This is a genomic window from Herbaspirillum seropedicae, from assembly GCF_001040945.1.
GTDB lineage: Bacteria > Pseudomonadota > Gammaproteobacteria > Burkholderiales > Burkholderiaceae_D > Herbaspirillum > Herbaspirillum seropedicae.
Genome location: NZ_CP011930.1, coordinates 4,263,702 through 4,282,241, shown reverse-complemented (window position 1 = coordinate 4,282,241; position 18,540 = coordinate 4,263,702). Strand labels below are relative to the sequence as shown.

Below are 18,540 nucleotides of genomic sequence, written 5' to 3'. Positions count from 1 at the left end.
GAAGGGAAAGACAGGGGGGCAAAAGGAAAAGACGGCGATCAGAAGGGAAAGACGGCGGAGCAGAAGGGGAAGACGGAAAGCACAAGGCAAGGACGGCCGCAAGTGTCAGTGCGGCCGTGAAGGGCAAGCAGGAGGCGGCTCAGGCCGCGTCATTGAACAGGGGCAGCTCGGCAGCAAACACCTGCGCCCGGCCATTGGCCTTGGCGGCGTACAGGTTCTTGTCGGCCAGGGCCAAGAGGGCAACCGGGCTGGCGTTGTGATCGGGCGCAATCATGGTGGCCACGCCTATGCTCAGGCTTACCCACGCCGAGGTGTCCGAGCGGGCATGCGGCAGGTGCAGGCGGGCGACCGAATGGCAGACTTCCTGGGCCTGCCTGATGGCCTGTTCGCGTCCGGTCATGGGCAGGATGCAGGCAAATTCTTCGCCGCCATAGCGCGCCACGCAGTCATAGCTGCGATGGAAATTGGAGCGGATGGTGTGCGCCACTTCGGCCAGGCAATGGTCGCCGGCCTGGTGGCCATAGTGGTCGTTGTATTGCTTGAAGTGATCGATATCGATCAGCAGCAAGGACATGGCCTGGCCGGAGCGCTTGCACAGCTCCCACTTCTCGGCCAGTTCGCTGTCGAACTTGCGGCGGTTGAACAGGCCCGTGAGCGAGTCCGTCACGGCGATATTGAGGTAGAAGTCCGATTGCAGCTTCAGGGTCAGGTGGGTCAGCACGCGCGCCTTGAGCACGGTGCCGTTGATGGGTTTGCTGATGAAGTCCACGCCGCCCACCTCGAAGGCCTTGACCTCGTCTTCCTCGCTCTTGAGTCCGGTCAGGAAGATCACGGGAATGCCCAGCGTGAGGGTGTTCTGCTTGAGCCGTGCGCAGGTGTCATAGCCGTTCAGGCCGGGCATGTTGACATCCATCAGGATCAGGTCCGGCGTCACCCTCTCGCTCAGTTCGATGGCCTGCAGGCCGCTGGTGGCCATGAAGATCTCGTAGTCTCCCTTGAGCAGGGCGTTGACCAGGCGGATGTTGATGGGCTGGTCGTCGCACAGCAGGATCCTGGGGCGGCCGCCGCGCAGGGTGGAGAGTTCTTCCAGTATCTGTTTCAAGTCGCATCTCCAAAGTGGTGATCGAGACAGGTCAGCGCAGCCGCGAAGTCCAGTTTCTCGATCAGCCTGTTCAGTTGCCGGTAGGGCTCCTGTTGCGTCAGCCCATGTCGCTTGCCGAGGGTTTCGATCAGGTCGAGCGCCTCCAGATTGTTGGACAATAGCAATTCGCGCAGGCGCTGCCTATCAGGAAAATCGGAAGCCGCAACCGTGGCAAGCGCCGCAGCTGCCGGCCCCGCATCGCTGGCAGGGGGACGCAGCGCCTGCATGACCAGCCGTTGCCGCACCAGCATGGCGTCGTGCTGGCAGGCGTCCATCTCGGTGCGGCAGCGCTCCAGCCAGTCCAGGTCCGGCGTTCGCCCGGCCATGGCCTGGCGGCAGCGCTGCTCCAGCGCGCCGAAATAGGCCGCCAGGCCGCGCGCACCGATGGTGGCGGTCACGCCGCGCAAGGCGTGGCTGGCCTGGGCCAGCGCTGCCATCGCTTCCTGCGCCTGCTCCGGGGACATCGCCAGCGCGGCGCAGTATTGCGCCAGGAGCCGCTCCAGCTCGGGGCCGGCGGCATCCAGGGTGGTGCGATAGATATCGCTGGCCTGCTGGAAGCGGTGCAGGATGGAAGAATAATCTTCCACGCTCAGGCGGTCGTCGGCCAGGTCCTGCGGCACAGCCTGGGGGGCGGCTTCGGGGACCGGACGCTCATGGTGCAGATGGGCCAGCAGCACCGGAATCAGGGTGGCGATGTCGATAGGCTTGGCGATGTGCCCGGCCATGCCGGCTTCGATGCAGCGCTGCTTGTCTTCCGGCGAGGCATTGGCGGTCATGGCCAGGATCGGCAGGCCGCGCAGCTCATACTGGCCGCGGATGCGGCGGGTCGCTTCGATGCCGTCCATGCCGGGCATCTGCAGGTCCATCAGCACCAGGTCGAAGTGGCGCGCTGGATCGCAGGCCATGGCCACGCCCATGCTGCCACTGTCGGCGCAGGTGACCTGCGCACCGGAGAGCGCCAGCAGTTCGCTGGCGACCTGGCGGTTCACAGGATTGTCTTCCACCAGCAGGATCTGCACGCCCTGCAGGCACTGCGCATCCGGCGCGGAGCGCGCTGTTTCAGGAGCACGGGAGCCGGCTGTGTGGCTGGCTGCCTGCAGCGGCTGCGGTCGGGCAGCGTCGTCGGCGGCAGCCGGGCCCAGCACGCTGTCATCGTCGACCGCCAATTGCAGGTCGAACCAGAAGCGGCTGCCGCGGCCAGGCTCGCTGCTGACCTGCAACTGACCGCCCATGAGGCCGACCAGGTGCTTGCTGATGGCCAGTCCCAGCCCGGTGCCGCCATAGCGCCGGGTGGTGGAGGCTTCGGCCTGGGTGAAGGCGTCGAAGATGTCGTCGAGGCGGTCGGCGGCGATGCCGATGCCGGTATCGCTGACTTCCACCCGCAAGGCCACGGTGCGTCCGGGCAAGGGGTCCAGGCGGGTGAAGTGCACATCGATGTGACCCTGGTGGGTGAACTTGAGGGCATTGCCGGTCAGGTTCACCAGCACCTGTTGCAAGCGATGGGCGTCGCCCACCAGGCGGCGCGGCAATTGCGGATCGAGCGCGATGTGCAGGCTCACGCCCGCTTGCGGCGGGCTGCCCGCCAGCACGGCGGCCAGGTTGTGGCCGAAGCGCTCCAGCTCGAACGCCTGCAGGTCCAGCTGCAACTGCTTTGCATCCATCTTGGAAAAATCCAGCAAGTCATTGAGCAGGTTCAGCAAGGACTTGGCCGAGATCTCGGCCTTGTCCAGGTAGTCCTGCTGGGCCGGCAGCGGCTGGGTGCGCTGCAGCAGCTGGATCATGCCCAGTACGCCATTCATGGGCGTGCGGATCTCGTGGCTCACGCTGGCCAGGAACAGGCTCTTGGCCGAGTTGGCCTGTTCGGCCTTGAGACGGGCATCGACCAGGTTGTTCTCGAATTCGATGCGCTGGGTGATGTCCAGATTGATACAGATCACCCGCACGGGCCTGCCCGCACCGTCGCGCTGTACGTAGGCGCGCGCCTGCACGTAGCGAATGCCGCCATCGTCGCGCACCACGCGAAACACCGGTTCATGGTCCCCATCGACGGCGAGCCCAGCCCGCAAGGTTTTTTCGACATAATCCACGTCGTCCGGGTGAACCCGTCGGCGCCAGTCGGCATAGGTGCTCACCCGCGGCGCCCCACCGCGATCGCCGAAGCCGTAGATCTCGGCGACCTGGGGGTTGTATTCCAGCACGTCGCTGTCCTTGTCCCAGACCCATACGCCCAGCTTGGCCACTTCGGCGGCCAGCACCAACTGGTCGCGCGCAGCTGCCAGGGCGGAGGCCTGCTGGCGTTGCAGGCTCACGTCCAGGGCGATGTAGAGATAGCCCAGGTGGCGCTGGCGATGGTCGAACATCGAGGTCTGCTGGCGCGCCACCGGCAGGGTCGCGCCGTCATGGCGGCGGTAGAGCAGCTCGGTATGGCTGTCCTGGCCCGGCAGGGCGGCTTCGGGCCGGGACGAGAAATGCTCTTCCTTGAGCTTGCCCACGACGTCCTCGGCGCGGTAGCCCAGCATCTGCTCGGCGCCGCTGTTGAACAGTGTCACCAGGCCCTCGGTATCGGTGGCGATGATGGCCACGCCCTTGGCCGAGCTGAGCACGTTGTTGAGCAGGGTGTTGGCGTCCTGCACCTGGTCCAGCAGCGACTGGTTCTGCGCCAGCGTCTCGGAGAGCTGGTTGCGGTTGTGGGTGATCTCGGTGACGTCATGGGCCACGACATAGAAGCCGGTCACCTCGCCCAGGTCGCCGATCTCGGGAATGTAGGTGGTGAGCATGTGCCTGGCGCCCAGCACCGGATCGTCGACGCTACGCTCGAAGGTCTGCTGCGCGCCGGCCAGCACGCCCTTAATATGCGGCAGCGCCTTCTCGAACAGCGCCGGGCCCACCAGGTCAGGCATGTAGACCCCGTTGAGCTGGCCGGCTTCGCGCTGGAAGGCGCGCTCGTAGGCGGCGTTGGCGAAGTGGTTGATCAGGTGGCGGTCCCAGTAGGCCACCAGCGAAGGCATGACGTTGAGCACGGTCTGCAACATGGTCTTGGCCTGATGCAGGGCCTGGGTGCGCTGCTGCACCGTCCATTCCAGTTCTTCGTTGATGCGCTGCAATTGGCGCTCGATGTTCTTTTCGTGGGTGATGTCGCGCAGCATGAAGGCCTTGCCCACCGCGCGGCCAGCCCGGTCATGCAAGGCGAACACCTGCGCCGAGGCGTAGCGCACCGGCGCACCGTGCAGGCTGACGATATGGGGCGTGGTTTGGCCGCTCGCGTCGGACGCCGCGCGCGCGTCCAGTTCGCGCAGGTCGGGATGCTGCGCCAGGGGCGTGTTGAGCGCCTGCGCCGGGCTGGATGGCAGATAGTCGGCCGCGCCGCGGTTCCAGGAACTGATGCGGCCCAGGGCATCGGTGGTGACGATGGCGTCGGGGGAGCTGTCCACCACGGCGGCCAGCAGCGCCTGGGCTTGCTGCAGCTTTTCCTCGCGGCGTGAATAGGTCTGGTAGGCCAGCGCGATCACCAGCGCCAGGACCAGCAGGCTGCCGCAGGAGAGCAGCATGGCGCGGTCGCTGACGAACTGGTGCGTCTGGCGGTAGTCCGTCGAAGGACGCAGCTGCAGCTTCCAGGTCCTGCCATACAGCGAGAGGGCCGAGTCCAATCCGCTGTCCTGCGCCAGCGCATCGAAACCGTCGCTGCGGAACAGTTCGACATTGTCCCCGTCCGCCGCCGCGTCTTTGATCAGGACTTCCAGCGCGTGCGTCTTCCAGCGCCGGCTCAGTTCGGAAATGATGTCGTGCACCGACAGCGGCGCATAGGCCCAGCCGATGATCTTTTCCTGACGTTCATGCAGAGTGGGCGGCGTAACCGAGCCGGCATAGATGGGCAGCAGGAACAGATAGGCATTGGCCGACGCCCCGTCTTTCTGCACCAGGTGGATGGGCGGGGTCAGCTCGGCCCGGCCGGTGAGCATGGCGTGGTCGGCGGCGGAGCGGCGTGCCTGCGAAGAGGCGATGTCCAGCCCCAGCGCCTTGCGGTTGGCCTCTATCGGTTCGATGTATTCGATCACGTACAGCTCGCCCGGATTCTCGGCGAGCTGGGTGATGGACGGAAACAGCATGCGTCCCTGGCGCACCTGCTGCTCATAGGCTGCGCGCGCGGACAGCGGGACATGGCGGATGAAGCCGAAGCCGCCGGCCCAGGGGAATTCCGTGGCCAGGTCGCGGCTGTCCATGTAGCGCAACAGGCGCTCTCGCGTGAGCGCATGTTCGCCGATGGCCAGGATGGCGCCGCGCTCGCCGCGCAGGCCATGTTCATAGCGGCGCAGCAGGGATTCGATGTCGTCGCCGATCCAGCGGCTGTCCACGGCCAGGCTGTCATGCAGTTCGCGCTCGTTCAGGTAGCGTACGGTGGCCGCGCCGGCGAGCATGAACAGCAAGGTGATGAGCAGGAAGACGACGGTGTTGCGGGTGACTCTGGTCATGGTCGACGGGTATCTCTCTTGTCTTGGTTTTCTGATGCGTTCGCCTCCCCCCAATGCGAACATGGCCCTGGGGCCATAGCATCCGCCCGACGACGCTGGCGGACAATCAGGAAATTCCCGAGCCTGCGGCTGGCCGCCAGGCCCGGGACTGCGGCGCAGCGGGTTCAGTGCAAGACGATCCTGGCCTTGAGCGGCATCTCATCGAGCTGCTCGAAGCGGCGCAGCCTTGCCAGCAGCGCGTCGTCGAGCACATGGTCCTTGTTGAGCAGCAATACGCCAGACTTGGTGCGCAGGTCTTCGGCCAGTTTCATGCCCACCCGCAGTTCCTGCGTGGCCAGCAGGCGGGTCTGCTGTTCCAGGGCCATCTGCTGTTCTTCCATCATGGCAATGAAGCTTTCCACGACCAGCGGATCGTAGCGATGGCCGGCGTGGGCGCGCAGCATGGACAGGGCTTTTTCGGGCGAGGCATTGAGGCTGGTGATGCCGCCATTGCACAGGCCCTCGAAATCGCGCACCACCGCCAGGATGCGCGCACCCAGCGGAATGGCGTCGCCCGACAGGCTTTCCGGTACGCCGCGGCCGTCGTAGCGCTCGTGCTGGTGGCGGATGATTTCGCCCGACTCCGCCAGGCTGGGGATGGGCGTCAGGAGCATCTGCCCCCGCACCGGATGCCACAGGAAGCGCTGCACTTCATCGCTGTTCATCTTTTCGATGGGCTTGCGCACCAGTTCGTCGGGCAATTCCAGCTTGCCGATGCCGTGCAGCATGCCGGCCATCATGGTGTCGCGGGCATGGTGCGTGGTCATGCCCATGCGCAGCGCCAGCTGTTCGCACCAGCGCGCTACCCGGGCCGACTGGCCCGTGGCCAGCCCGGCGCGCAGCTCGCTGATGTCGGAAAACACGCGCAGCATGGAGAGGAAGGACTTTTGCTCTTCTTCCTGCGCGCTCTCCAGGAACATCACGGTCTGGCGCAGTTCCTCGGTGCGGGATTGCACCTGGCGTTCGAGCTGGCGATTGAAGTCGGCCAGTTGCAGGTTTTGCTCGCGCACCTTGCGTTCCAGCGCCATCTTCTGCTTGCGCAGCTGCTGTTCTTCCAGGGCGTGGGCGACGATGAGCAGCAGTTCGCGATCATCCCAGGGCTTGGAGAGATAGTGGTTGATGCCGCCATCATTGATGGCCGAGATGGTGCTGCCGATCTCGGAATAGCCTGTCAGCAGGATGCGCATGGTGGACGGCCATTGCTGGCGCACCTTGGCCAGGAACTGGGCGCCGTTCATGCCGGGCATGCGCATGTCGGAGATCACCAGGTCGACCTCGCTGGCCGCCATCATCTCCAGGGCCGCTTCGGCGCTGGTGGCCATGATCAGGCGGTAGCCCTGGGGCCGGAAGGTGCGCTTCAAGGCCGAGAGGATGCTCTGTTCATCGTCCACCAGCAGCACGCAGGGCGGCGGCAGGGCAAAGGGATCGGCCTGTTGCAGGGTGTCGATTTCATGGCTGTGGATGGCACTCATGATGCTTCTCCTGAGGTTTCCGTGGCGCTGGATTGCGCCAGGACACTGGCTGGATCGATGGGCAACTCGATCGTGAAGGTGGTCCCGCAGCCTGGTGCGCTGCTGACCCGGATGTCACCACCATGCTTCTTGACGATGCCATAGGACAGCGACAGTCCCAGGCCGGTCCCGCTGCCCACGGGCTTGGTGGTGAAGAAGGGTTCGAAGATGCGATTGAGGTTTTCGGGTGCGATGCCGTGGCCGGTGTCGCTGATGCTCACGCTGACCTTGTCCCCTGCGCGCGCGGTGCAGATGGTGACGGTGCCGCGTTCGCTGATGGCCTGGGCAGCGTTGACCAGCAGGTTCATGAAGACCTGGTTCAGTTCCGAGGCCAGGCACTTGACCAGCGGCAGTTCACCATATTGCTTGACGATGCTGACCTTGTACTTCAGCTCGTTGTTGGCGATGTTGAGAGTGCTGTCCAGGCCGCGATGCAGGTCGGTCATCTGCCAGTTGCTCTCGCCGATGCGCGAGAAGTCCTTGAGCGATTGCACGATGTTGCGCACCCGTTGCAATCCTTCATTGGATTCGGCCAGCAGCTCGGTCACGTCTTCGCTGAGGAAGGCCAGGTCGGCGCGCGCTTCGAAACTGCGCAACTGTTCCTGGGCCATGGCCGCAGGCAGCGCGCCGCCCTGCAGGCACTGATGCAGCTGGATGCCTTCCAGCAGCGTGGCCACATAGTTGCCCAGGGTATTGAGGTTGGCGCTGACAAAGCCGATCGGATTGTTGATCTCGTGGGCCACGCCCGCGGCCAGCTGGCCGATGGAGGCCAGCTTTTCGGATTGCATCAGCTGCGCCTGCGCCATCTTCAGCTGTTCGATCAGCTTGCGCTGTTCTTCGGCCTGGCGTTGCAGGGTGTCTTCCATTTCCTTGCGGCCGGTGATGTCGGTCATCAGGCCGATGACTTCCTGGGGCGTGCCGTCAGGGTCGCGGATCAGGCGCAGCGTATCGTGCATCCACAGGTAGCTGCCATTGCTGGTGCGGAAGCGGTATTCATAGATCTTCTGGTCTTCCACGAAGAGCATGGCCAGGCTGGAGAAGATCTGGGCGGTGTCGTCGGGATGGATGTGGTTGAACCAGAAATTGGGATCATCGAGCATCTCGCAGGGTTCGTAGCCCAGCACCCGCGAGGCGTTCTCGCTCACGAAGGTCAGCCGGAAGTCGCCCGAGGGCACGCTGCTGTAGATGATGGCCGGGGTATTGCCGATGATGTGGCGGTAGCGGGCGTTGGCCTTGATCAGGGCGCAGAAGTCGGGAGCCTCTTCCTTGGCTGCGGGCAGAGGGCAGACCTGACTGACCTCGAATACGTCGCAATGTCCCATGATCGGCTCCCCTTGCTCTCTCGCTGACGGCTACGTTGGCCTGGCTTGGCTCATCCTCTCTGTGGAAACCTTGAGCACTGGAATCATTAAAACACAAAAAAACCAAATAAACCAAAAAAATGATTCCGCATAGATATAAATAGTTAATTCGTTGCGCCAGTCCAACTTGTTCTTGCCTGGATGGCATCTCGCAAGATCCGCCTGGGAAGCGGATCTTCGCCTTCCTTGGCCGGCTGAACGGGGCGTTTCGCCTAGCGCCCCCGGTCCTCGCGAGGCCATGGGGGATCGATCGATAAATGTTTAAATTGATTTATTTGTTTAATGCGGGTCTAATGATGAGTATCCGGCGAACGCATTCGCCTTGAACCTGCCCGTCCTGCGCCGTTCCGGTCGCCAGCGGGCAGCCATCGGAGGACGGGGTGAGCAACAAGAACAGGATCGTGGCATGGACCATCGTGGCCACGGCAGTGGCGGCCATTGCACCGGTGGCGGCAATGATGTGGCTGTCGCGCCAGGCCGTGGCGCAGGCCGAGCATGAACGTCTGGCGCGCTATGCCGAGAGCGTCATCGCGCGCGCCGCGCACAGTTTCGACGAGACCCAGCGCTCGCTGAAGTCTTTGTCGCCTTTGCTGCTGTTGCCCTGTTCGGACGAGCACATTGCCCAGATGCGCCTGATCAGCGTCAATTCCCGCAGCATCGAGGAGATGGGCTATTACGAACATGGCCAGCTCAAGTGCACCTCCTGGGACAGCAGCGTCGGCGCGCGGCGGCGCCGGCAGGCCGAGCCGGTCTTTACCACGGCCGACGGTGTCGAGGTGGCGCTGGACCAGCGCTCCTTCGTCGCTGATGGGCCCACGATGCTGTCGATCCAGTATGGCGCGCACAGTGCGCTGGTGCATCGCCTGCGTTTCGTGGACGTGGTGCTGGAGAAGGGCGTGCATGTGGTGCTGGCGCGCAATGGTTTCGGCCCGGTGGCGCAGTATGGAGGCCCGGTCGCAGCGGGCGTCGCCGAGCATGCGCTGGACGGACTGGGCAGGCAGGACGTGGACGGTTTCTTCATCTCCACCGTCAGCCGCGATGGCTGGACCGCCGCGGCCATCGTCGATGGCGATCATGTACTGGAAGAGATGACCGGCCAGCAGCGTTGGTTCCTGCCGGTCGGCATCCTGCTGGGCATTGGCCTGGTGATGCTGGTGCTGCGGGTCTCGCAGGCCCGCCTGTCACCGCTGGCCGACCTGCAGCTGGCGGTGAAGAAGAAGGAATTCATCGTCCATTACCAGCCCATCATCGAGATGGCCAGCGGCCGCTGCATCGGCGCCGAGGCGCTGCTGCGCTGGCGGCGGCCCGATGGCAGCATCGTGCGGCCTGACTTCTTCATTGCGCTGGCCGAGGAGAGCGGGCTGATCCTGCCGTTGACCGATCTGGTGGTCGATACCGTGGTCAGGGAAATGCGCGACACCTTGCGCCAGGACCGGGCGTTGCACATTGCCATCAATGTCGCCGCCCAGGACATGAAGACCGGGCGCATCCTCGAGGTGGTCAGCCAGGCCCTGGCCGGCAGCGACATCCGCCCCGAACAGCTGTGGATGGAAGCCACCGAGCGCGGCTGCATGGATATCGCCTCAGCCAGTCTGACCCTGGCGCGCGCCCGCGAAATGGGGCATTCGATGGCGCTGGACGACTTCGGCACCGGCTATTCCAACCTGCAATACCTGCAGGGCTTGCCGATGGATGCGCTCAAGATCGACAAATCCTTCGTCAGCACCATCGGCACCGGCGCGGCCACCAGCGCCGTGATCGATCACATCATCGCCATGGCCAAGAGCCTGAAGCTCTACATCGTCGCGGAAGGGGTGGAAACGCTGGAACAGGCCGCCTACCTCGCCGAGCGGGGCGTTGACTTCGCCCAGGGCTGGCTGTTTTCCCGGCCCTTGCCGGTCGAGGAGTTCGTCGCCTTCTATTGCGCCACGCTGGCCGACTATGGCAGCGGACCGGAAATCATCCGCGGACCGCAGCCGGCATCGACTGACAGCCCGGCAGCGCTGGACGCTTGAGCCCCTTCCGCCGCCTCAGCCACCTCAGCCACGTTAGCCACTTCAGCGCCCGCAACTGTGTGTCCTTCCTGCTGGCGCAGCGCCAGCGCCAGTTCCTGATCCATCGCCGACATGTGGCGGATGAGCATGTGCGGGATCATCCCCATGACAATGTCCGCCAGCGGCGCATTGCCTTCTTCCAGGTAGGGACGCAGCCGGTGCAGCAGCGCCAGCAGCTCGGCATGGTCGCGCCGGTGCGCCTTGAGGGTGGGATAGTCGATCTCGTCCATCATCAGCTCTTCCTGCCGGAATCCTTCTTCAATCTCGTCCACCAGCGCCCCATAGGCTGCGCCGAAGCGCTCCTGCGGCACCAGCATCAGCGCAGCCACGCCATCGAGCACGTGACGATGTTCGGCATCCATGGCCGCCAGCAAGGCGGGAATACGGGGGGAAAGGTCGGCCTCTGACATGGTCTGGCTCCCGGAACAGGATGTGACCGCAACGCCGGTCGCTGGCGGAGACGCTCAGGAGGAGGGCCCGGCGCCTGGGCCGGGTGAAGGAACGTTCACTTTCATTCTAAGAGCTTGAATTCGAAGGAGTTTGAGATAGCGCAAGCCGGTCAGGATTCCTTCATCCTGCGCGGCAAAGACCACATCACACCGACAACAACAACGACAACGCCGCCAGCGAACTGGCGGCGTCGGGGCGGCCGACAGGCTGGTCGGCCGTGCGCTTGTAAAAAGCGCCGTCACTGGCTCTGCAGTAGGGGCTGTCAGGGGGGCAGCACCTGGCGCAGCATTGCTGCCAGTTCCGGCGGGGAAAACTTGGCCACATACCCATTGGCGCCCACCGAACGCACATGGTCTTCATTGGCGGAGCCGGTCAGCGATGAGTGGATCACCACCGGCAGTTGTTTGTATTGATCCGAAGCCTTGATCTTGCGGGTCAGCGTGAAGCCGTCCATCTCCGGCATTTCCAGGTCGGTCAGCACCATGGCCACCTTGTCGGTGAGCGGCTTGCCTTCCTGGGCGGCGGCCTGGGACAGCTGTTGCAGCTTCTTCCAGGCCTGCAGGCCATCGGTTTCCATGATGAAGGGCAGGTTGAGGTCCTTCAGGCATTGCTCGATCAGGGCGCGCGCCATGCGCGAGTCGTCCGCGGCCAGCACGACCGCGCCCGGCTTGAGCTTCAGTTCGGCCGCGCCAGGCGGGGCGGGCTGCATCTGTTCCTTGACCGGCGAGACCAGGTTGAGGATGTGTTCCACATCCAGCACCTGCACCAGCCGTCCACCGTCGACTTCCGAATCCAGGCGGGCGATGCTGGTGACCAGGCTGCCCGGCGAGTGCGAATCGGCCGGCAGCACCTGGCTCCAGTCCAGGCGCACGATCTCTTCCACCGACTCCACCGCGAAGGCCTGGGTGTGACGGGCGAATTCGGTGATGAGCAGGATGTTGTTGCCGTGGCCGGCCTTGCAACCGGCCACCGCCGGCAGGTCCACCACCGACATGACCTGGCCGCGGATATTGACCATCCCCATCATCGGCGAGCGCATGCCAGCGGCGGCGGTGATGTCCATCATCGGGACGATCTCGCGGATCTTGAACACGTTGATGCCATACAGTTCGCCGGGCTTGTCAGTGGAACCGTCGGGCGTGCCCAGGCGGAACAGCAGCAGTTCGAACTTGTTGGTGGAGGTCAGGTTGGTACGTTCGTCGATTTCTTTTTGGAAGGAGTCCATGGTTTTCTCTCTCTTCAGAATTGTTCCCAGTCGCCCTGCTCGGCGCTGGCGCTGGTGTTGCTGTGGGCGGGACGGGCCATGACCTTGCTGCGGGACTGGGCCAGGGCCGGGCGCGCCGGTGTGATATCGCGTTCAGGTTGGGCCGTCGCAGCGGCGCGGCTGACCACCACCGGCACATGCTGCGCGTCCAGGCGGAACACGCTGACCGTTTCGCTCAGGCGGCCGGCCTGCTCCTGCAGGGCCTTGGCGGCGGCGGCAGCCTGTTCCACCAGGGCGGCGTTCTGCTGGGTGTTTTCATCCATCTGCACCACGGCGTTGTTGATCTGCTCGATGCCTTGGGTCTGTTCGGCGCCGGCTGCGGTGATCTCGGCCACGATGTCGGAGACGCGCTTGACGCTGGCCACCACCTCGTTCATGGTCTGGCCGGCCTCGTCGACCAGCTTGCTGCCGGTATCGACCTTGGCCACCGAGTCGTCGATGAGCGCCTTGATCTCGTGGGCCGCCGCAGCGCTGCGCTGGGCCAGGGTGCGCACCTCGGAGGCCACCACGGCGAAGCCGCGGCCCTGTTCGCCGGCCCGGGCCGCTTCCACTGCGGCATTCAGGGCCAGGATGTTGGTCTGGAAGGCGATGCCGTCGATGACGCCGATGATGTCCACGATCTTGCGTGAGGAATCATTGATGGCGCTCATCGTCGCGACCACCTTGCCCACCACGGTGCCGCCAGCCTGGGCCACCTCGGAGGCGTTGACCGCCAGCTGGTTGGCCTGGCGGGCGTTGTCGGAGTTCTGGCGCACGGTCGAGGTCAGCTCTTCCATGGCCGAGGCGGTTTCTTCCAGCGCGCCGGCCTGCTGTTCGGTGCGCGACGACAGGTCCATGTTGCCGGTGGCGATCTCGGCCGAGGCGGTGGTGATGGTGTCGGTGCCTTGACGCACTTCCCGCACGATATTGAGCAGGTTGCCGTTCATCTGCCGCAGCGCTTCCAGCAGCTGACCGGTCTCGTCGCGGTGGGCGGTGGGGATGTCGGCCGTGAGGTCGCCGGCGGCCACTTGACGGGCGATGTCCACGGCATTGGCCAGCGGACGGGCGACCAGTCGGGCGATCCACCAGGACAGGGCCATGGCCAGCACCACGCAGGTCGTCACCAGCGCCAGGATCGCCATGTTGGCCTGACCGTAGATATGGTCAGCGTCGGCGTCGGAGAGGGCGGCGCCCTTGCTGTTGACTTCGCTCAGCTCGCCGATCTGCTCCTGCAGCTTGCGGTACACAGGCGTCGAGGTGCTGTTCATCAGGGCGTGTGCAGCCTGCTTCTGATCCTGCTCGAACAGGGCGCTCATGCGCTCGTGGGCTTCCTTGTAGAGGGCGATGTTGCGCTCGATCTCGGGGTACAGCTCTTTTTCGCGCGGTTCCGAGACCAGCTTGCCGTAGCGGGCGACTTCCTTGAGCAGGGTGGCCATCTGCTTGTCAGCGCGTTCGCGCGAGGCCTTTTCTTCCTGCTTGTCGGCGGTCAGCAGTTGCTGCATGTCGAAGCTGCGCGAACGGGCCAGCGCCAGGCTCATCTTGGACAGCGCGTCAATACTGGGCAGCCAGTTACGCGCGATGTCGGTGGAGCTCTTGTTGACGGCGGCCAGCTCAAGGCTGGAAAAGCCGCCCAGGCCGATGATGAAGACCAGCACCACCAGGAAGGCGGCGTTGAGCTTGTGAGCAATCTTGAGATTGTAGAACCAGTTCATGATGATGACTCCCCCTGAGTCTTGCTGAAGGCATTTCTATGCCTGATGGAGTCATCATAATCACGTACTACAAATAAATCAAATAAAACAATTTAAGCAGTTGCATTATTTATTTGCTGAATTTACTTTTTTACGACTTTTGTAGCCATTTTTCCACAGTCTGCATCAGCCCGACCTGGGTGAAGGGCTTGCTCAGGTAGTCGTCCATGCCGGCGTCCAGGCAACGCTGGCGGTCGCCCTCGATGGCGCTGGCGGTGAGGGCGATGATGGGAGTGCGGGGCAGACCACGCGCTGCTTCGTGGGCGCGGATCTCGGCGGTGGCCTGGTAGCCGTCCATGATGGGCATCATGCAGTCCATCAGCACCAGGTCATAGTGGCCAGTCCGGATGGCTTCCACCGCCTGCAGGCCGTTTTCCACTTCCTGCAGGATGCAGCCCTTGCGGGCCAGCAGGATGCGCAGCAACTGCCGGTTGATTTCGGTGTCTTCGGCCATGAGGATGCGCGCTCCCGCCAGCAGCGAGGGGAGTACTGTCGCCGACGCATCGACATTGGATGGCGGCTGGGGAGCGTTGTCGGGGGGCATGAGCGTACCCGGCGCCTCGGCGGCAGGCGGCAAAGCCGGCGCTGTCGTCGCCAGCGCGGTAGCGGGCGCAGGTGCAGCCGCCTCGCTCACCGGTTCAGGCGCCGGCGTGCTGGCCTCGGGACAGAGGATCTCGAAACTGAAGCGGGTCGATTCGCCCGGAATGCTCTGGCAGGCAATGGTCCCGCCCATCAGTTCGACCAGGTTCTTGCTGATGGCCAGGCCCAGTCCGGTGCCGCCAAAGCGGCGCGAGATCGAACTGTCGGCCTGGGCGAAGGGGCGGAACAGCTGTTGCAGCGCCTCCGGCGAGATGCCGATGCCGGTGTCGGTGATGGCGAAGAACAGCCGCCAGCGGCTCGGCCCGCTCTCATCCTGGCGCGCCGACATGCTCAACTGGACATGGCCGGCCTGGGTGAACTTGATGGCGTTGCTCAGCAGATTGCCCAGCACCTGTTTGAGCCGCGCGGGATCACCCACTACGCTCAGGTTCTCCGGGCAATCCAGGTGCAGGTCGAATTGCACATCCTTGCGCTGCAGCGAAGGGCGGTAGAGATCGGACAGTTCCTGCACCAGCCGCACCGGGTGGAAGGCCACCATTTCCAGGTCCAGCTTGCCGGATTCGATCTTGGAGAAGTCGAGGATATCGTTGATGATGCGCACCAGCCCGCCGGTAGCGCCGTGGATGCTGTCGGCATAGTCGCGCTGCTTGCTGCTCAGGCCCGATTCCATCAACAGTTCGGACAGGCCCAGGATGCCGTTCATGGGGGTACGGATCTCATGGCTGACCATGGCCAGGAAATGCGACTTGGCCTCGTTGGCGTGGTCGGCCTCTTCCTTGAGGCGCGTGGCCAGCAGGGCGTCCTCTTCGCGCCGCCGCACCTGGCGCCAGGTCAGCACGAAACCGCCGATCAGTCCGACCAGGCTGATGGCGGCCACCAGCATGAGCGGATACATGGATTCCATCCACTCGCCGAAATAGACCTCGTCGGTGACGCCGATTTCCAGGTACATGGGCCAGTTGCGCACCGGGCGATGGATGCCCAGCCAGTGCGACTGCATGAACACGTGCGACTGGCGGCCCTCATCGTCGGCCGGCATGCTGGGATGCAACTGCGCCAGCGGCGTGATGCTGCGTCGCTGGCCCTGCTCCGGCAGCAGGTCGGTGGAGGTCAGGGTCTTGCCGTCCTTGCGCGCCAGCACGATGGAGAAGGGCTTGTCGCGGGTGACGTTGTCAAAGAAGGTCTCGAAGAAGGCGCAGGGCAGGCCGATGACGATGATGGCCAGGAGCCGCCCCTGGCGATCGTTGACGCGGCGGCTGACGTAGAAGGTCGGCACGCCGCCCGCCCGCGAGAGCACGGTCTCGCCGACGAAGTCGGCGGTGGAGTCGGAGCTGCGATGGTGGAGGTAGTAGTCGCGGTCGGTGAGGTCGATGGGCGGGGCCGGATATACCCGCGACAGCGCCAGGATGCGGCCCTCGGCGTTGGCCACGCCGATGCCGCTGATGAAAGGCAGGCCGCGGATCTTTTCGCGCATGATCTGCGAGAACTCGACGCTGCCCACATGCCGCTGCAATTGTTGCTGGTCGGTCGGATTGGCCTGTTCAATGTCGGCCTGGATGCTGTCGATCACCAGCCGCGCCGAGGACATGGTCTGGGCGGTGTTCTCGGCCAGCACGGTGGAAAGCGTGGAGAGGTCGTTGCGCCAGTCATTGAGGCTGGCGCGATAGAGCAGCGTGCCGGAAACGATGACCGTGACCGTCAGCAGGATCAGCAGCAGTGCGCCCACCGTCAGGGCGGAGATGCGCATGCGCGGCGTCTTGCGCTGATCGTTGGGGAGGGGTTCGTTCATGTCGTCAACACACGCACAGCACAGGGTGGGCTCAGGCGGGGCCTGCCGACTGCGCGTAGCGCCGGATCTCTTCCAGCGCCTGCTCGAAAGAGGCTTGCAGCTGCGTCCATTGTTCCGGCGCCGGCAAGCTGCCGGCGCGCGCGGCCGCTTCAGTCTGCTGCAGCTGCTCGGTGAGCGCGCGGGCGTTGAACAGGGCGCTCATGCCCTTGAGCGCATGGCTCTCGTGGCGCGCCGCCTCAGCCTTGCCCTCGCCCACGGCCTGCGCCAGCCGGGCGAAGATCTCGGGGGCGCTGTCGGCAAAGGTCCGGGCCAGCGACGCGACCGTGCGGGCGTCTCCCCCAACGGCTTGCAACAGCGCGCTGGGATCGATGTGGCGATATTGGTGTGGGTCTTGGCCCGGCTGCACTATTGCTCCCCGCTCTTGTAGTTTTGGGTGACTGCTACTTCGGCTCTTGTAATGGCAGAGTGAAGCTAAATGTAGAACCTTGGTGCTGTTCCGACTGTAGCACGAGTTGACCGCCCATGAGCATGACCAGACGCTGGGCGATGGTCAATCCCAGCCCTGCGCCCTCCTGGCTGCGCCGCGGACTGTCGTCGGCCTGGGTGAATTTCTCGAATATGTCATTCTGCTGACTGGCGGCAATGCCGATGCCGGTGTCCTTGATGCGCATGGTCAACTGCTGCGGCCCGCTGCGTTCGACCTCGACCATGACGCGGCCATGGTCGGTATAGCGCACCGCATTGCTGATGAGGTTGTCCAGCACGCGCTGGATCTTGCGCTCGTCACAGACCAGGATCTGCGGGACATCCTCGCCGATGCGGCACTCCAGTGGCAGGCCCTTGGCCTGGGCTTGCGGGTAATGGCGGGCGATGGCCTGGCCGACCAGTTCGCGGATGTTGGCTGGATCCAGGTGGACGGCGACCCGGCGGTCTTCCAGTTCGGTCACTTCGAGGATGGCGTTGACCAGGTCCAGCAGCCGGTTGCCGCTGTCGTGGATGGCCACGGCGTATTGCGCCAGGGGCGATTCGCCCAGCTCTTCGCGCAGGGCGTCGGAATAGCCGAGCACGCCGTTCAAGGGGGTGCGGAATTCATGCGACATGTTGGACAGGAAGCGCGACTTGGCCTGGTTGGCCTGCAGCGCCTCGCGCCGGCTGCGCACCAGCGAACCGGCCAGCCAGAGCAGCACCGCATTGAAGACCAGCACCGCCACCGACAACAGGGCGGCCAGCATCAGGGTGCGTTCGCGCTCGCGGTAATACGGCGCCAGCCTTTCCTTGAGATCAATGCCCACGGCGGCGAACAAGGGATAATCGCGCAGCTTCTGGAAGGCGTACAGGCGTTCGCGACCATCGATCTTGCTGACGGCTTCGATGGTGCCGCTGCCCTGGGCCAGCATGGCCGCATAGACCTTGCCACCAGCGACCTGTTCGCCCATGGCGTCCATGTCGCCGGTGCGGCGCACGCGCGCCACGCCGTCGGCCCCGACCAGGGTGATGACGCCGTGATGGCCGACGTCGATCTGGTGGTACAGCCGGGTAAAGTATTGCGGGTCCATCGACACCACGACCACCCCGCCAAAGCCGCCATCGGGGCGGTTGATGCGGCGCGTGATCTGCAGCGACCACTTCTTGGAAACCCGGCCCAGCACGGGCTTGCTGATGAAGAGCTGGTCCTGGCCGCCTTGCATGTGGACCTGCACATGTTCGCGGTCGGCCAGGTTGACGGGCGTGAAGGGCTTGCTGGAGAGCACCACGTCGCCCTGGGCGTCGACGATGGAGAAGAGGTTGTAGACATTGCGCGCCACCAGGCCGTTGTCGATCTCGGTGGCCAGGTTCAGGGCATTGCCGCGCTCGGCGTAGCGGTAGCGCAGGTAGAGCGCGGCCTGGTCGGCCGCCTCGATGGTGCGGTAGGCGTGTTCCAGGAACAGGCGCGAGAGCGACTGGGCGTCGCGGCGCGCATCGTCGAGATAGTTATTGCGGCTGTTCTGCAGCTCCTTGAACGCCCCCAGCCACAGCCCGCAGATCAGCAACAGCGAAAACAGCGAGAGGGCTACGCGCAGATCGATGCGCGCAAACCGGAGCGGGAAAGATTGTTGTTTCCGGTCATCCATGAAGCACTCTGGCCTTCGCCG

Annotated in this window: 11 protein-coding genes; 1 reads left to right on the top strand and 10 read right to left on the bottom strand. The window is 64.5% G+C overall.

Annotation, left to right across the window (positions count from 1 at the left end):
* Positions 1–139 precede the first annotated feature (139 nt).
* The 4 genes from ACP92_RS18605 to ACP92_RS18590 all read right to left on the bottom strand — a co-directional run bounded on the left by ACP92_RS18605 (position 140) and on the right by ACP92_RS18590 (position 8,482).
* A complete protein-coding gene (locus tag ACP92_RS18605; RefSeq protein ID WP_013235676.1) occupies positions 140–1,102 on the bottom strand; it encodes a diguanylate cyclase in 963 nt (320 codons plus the stop codon).
* Positions 1,099–5,610 carry a CHASE domain-containing protein gene (locus ACP92_RS18600; RefSeq protein WP_041311172.1) on the bottom strand — a complete coding sequence of 1,504 codons (4,512 nt, stop codon included), beginning with the start codon at positions 5,608–5,610 and terminating at the stop codon, positions 1,099–1,101. The genes ACP92_RS18605 and ACP92_RS18600 overlap by 4 nt, the downstream gene beginning before the upstream one ends.
* 164 nt (positions 5,611–5,774) lie before the next feature.
* Positions 5,775–7,121 carry a response regulator c-di-GMP phosphodiesterase, NosR family gene (gene nosR, locus ACP92_RS18595; RefSeq protein ID WP_013235674.1) on the bottom strand — a complete coding sequence of 449 codons (1,347 nt, stop codon included), beginning with the start codon at positions 7,119–7,121 and terminating at the stop codon, positions 5,775–5,777.
* Positions 7,118–8,482 (bottom strand): ATP-binding protein, encoded by a 1,365-nt coding sequence (locus ACP92_RS18590; RefSeq protein WP_013235673.1) that lies wholly within the window; start codon positions 8,480–8,482, stop codon positions 7,118–7,120. The genes nosR and ACP92_RS18590 overlap by 4 nt, the downstream gene beginning before the upstream one ends.
* Positions 8,483–8,901: 419 nt before the next feature.
* Between ACP92_RS18590 and ACP92_RS18585 the strand changes: the two genes are divergently transcribed.
* Positions 8,902–10,536, top strand: a complete 1,635-nt coding sequence (locus ACP92_RS18585) for an EAL domain-containing protein (RefSeq protein ID WP_013235672.1) — start codon at positions 8,902–8,904, stop codon at positions 10,534–10,536.
* Here ACP92_RS18585 and ACP92_RS18580 read toward each other — a convergent pair.
* The 6 genes from ACP92_RS18580 to ACP92_RS18555 form a co-directional block, all read right to left on the bottom strand.
* The gene (locus tag ACP92_RS18580; protein WP_081441925.1) at positions 10,461–10,985 is read right to left on the bottom strand and encodes a bacteriohemerythrin; all 525 of its coding nucleotides are present in this window, start codon (positions 10,983–10,985) and stop codon (positions 10,461–10,463) included. The genes ACP92_RS18585 and ACP92_RS18580 overlap by 76 nt on opposite strands.
* A gap of 302 nt (positions 10,986–11,287) precedes the next feature.
* Complete coding sequence (locus ACP92_RS18575) at positions 11,288–12,250, bottom strand: chemotaxis protein (protein ID WP_013235671.1); 963 nt, start codon at positions 12,248–12,250, stop codon at positions 11,288–11,290.
* 14 nt (positions 12,251–12,264) lie between these two features.
* Positions 12,265–13,980, bottom strand: coding sequence for a methyl-accepting chemotaxis protein (locus tag ACP92_RS18570; protein WP_013235670.1), 1,716 nt, complete (start codon positions 13,978–13,980; stop codon positions 12,265–12,267).
* Positions 13,981–14,110: 130 nt separating this feature from the next.
* Positions 14,111–16,408 carry a hybrid sensor histidine kinase/response regulator gene (locus ACP92_RS18565; protein ID WP_013235669.1) on the bottom strand — a complete coding sequence of 766 codons (2,298 nt, stop codon included), beginning with the start codon at positions 16,406–16,408 and terminating at the stop codon, positions 14,111–14,113.
* Positions 16,409–16,439: 31 nt separating this feature from the next.
* Positions 16,440–16,814, bottom strand: a complete 375-nt coding sequence (locus ACP92_RS18560; protein ID WP_041311170.1) for an Hpt domain-containing protein — start codon at positions 16,812–16,814, stop codon at positions 16,440–16,442.
* Between the two features lie 34 nt (positions 16,815–16,848).
* A complete protein-coding gene (locus ACP92_RS18555) occupies positions 16,849–18,519 on the bottom strand; it encodes a sensor histidine kinase (RefSeq protein WP_013235668.1) in 1,671 nt (556 codons plus the stop codon).
* Positions 18,520–18,540 lie beyond the last annotated feature (21 nt).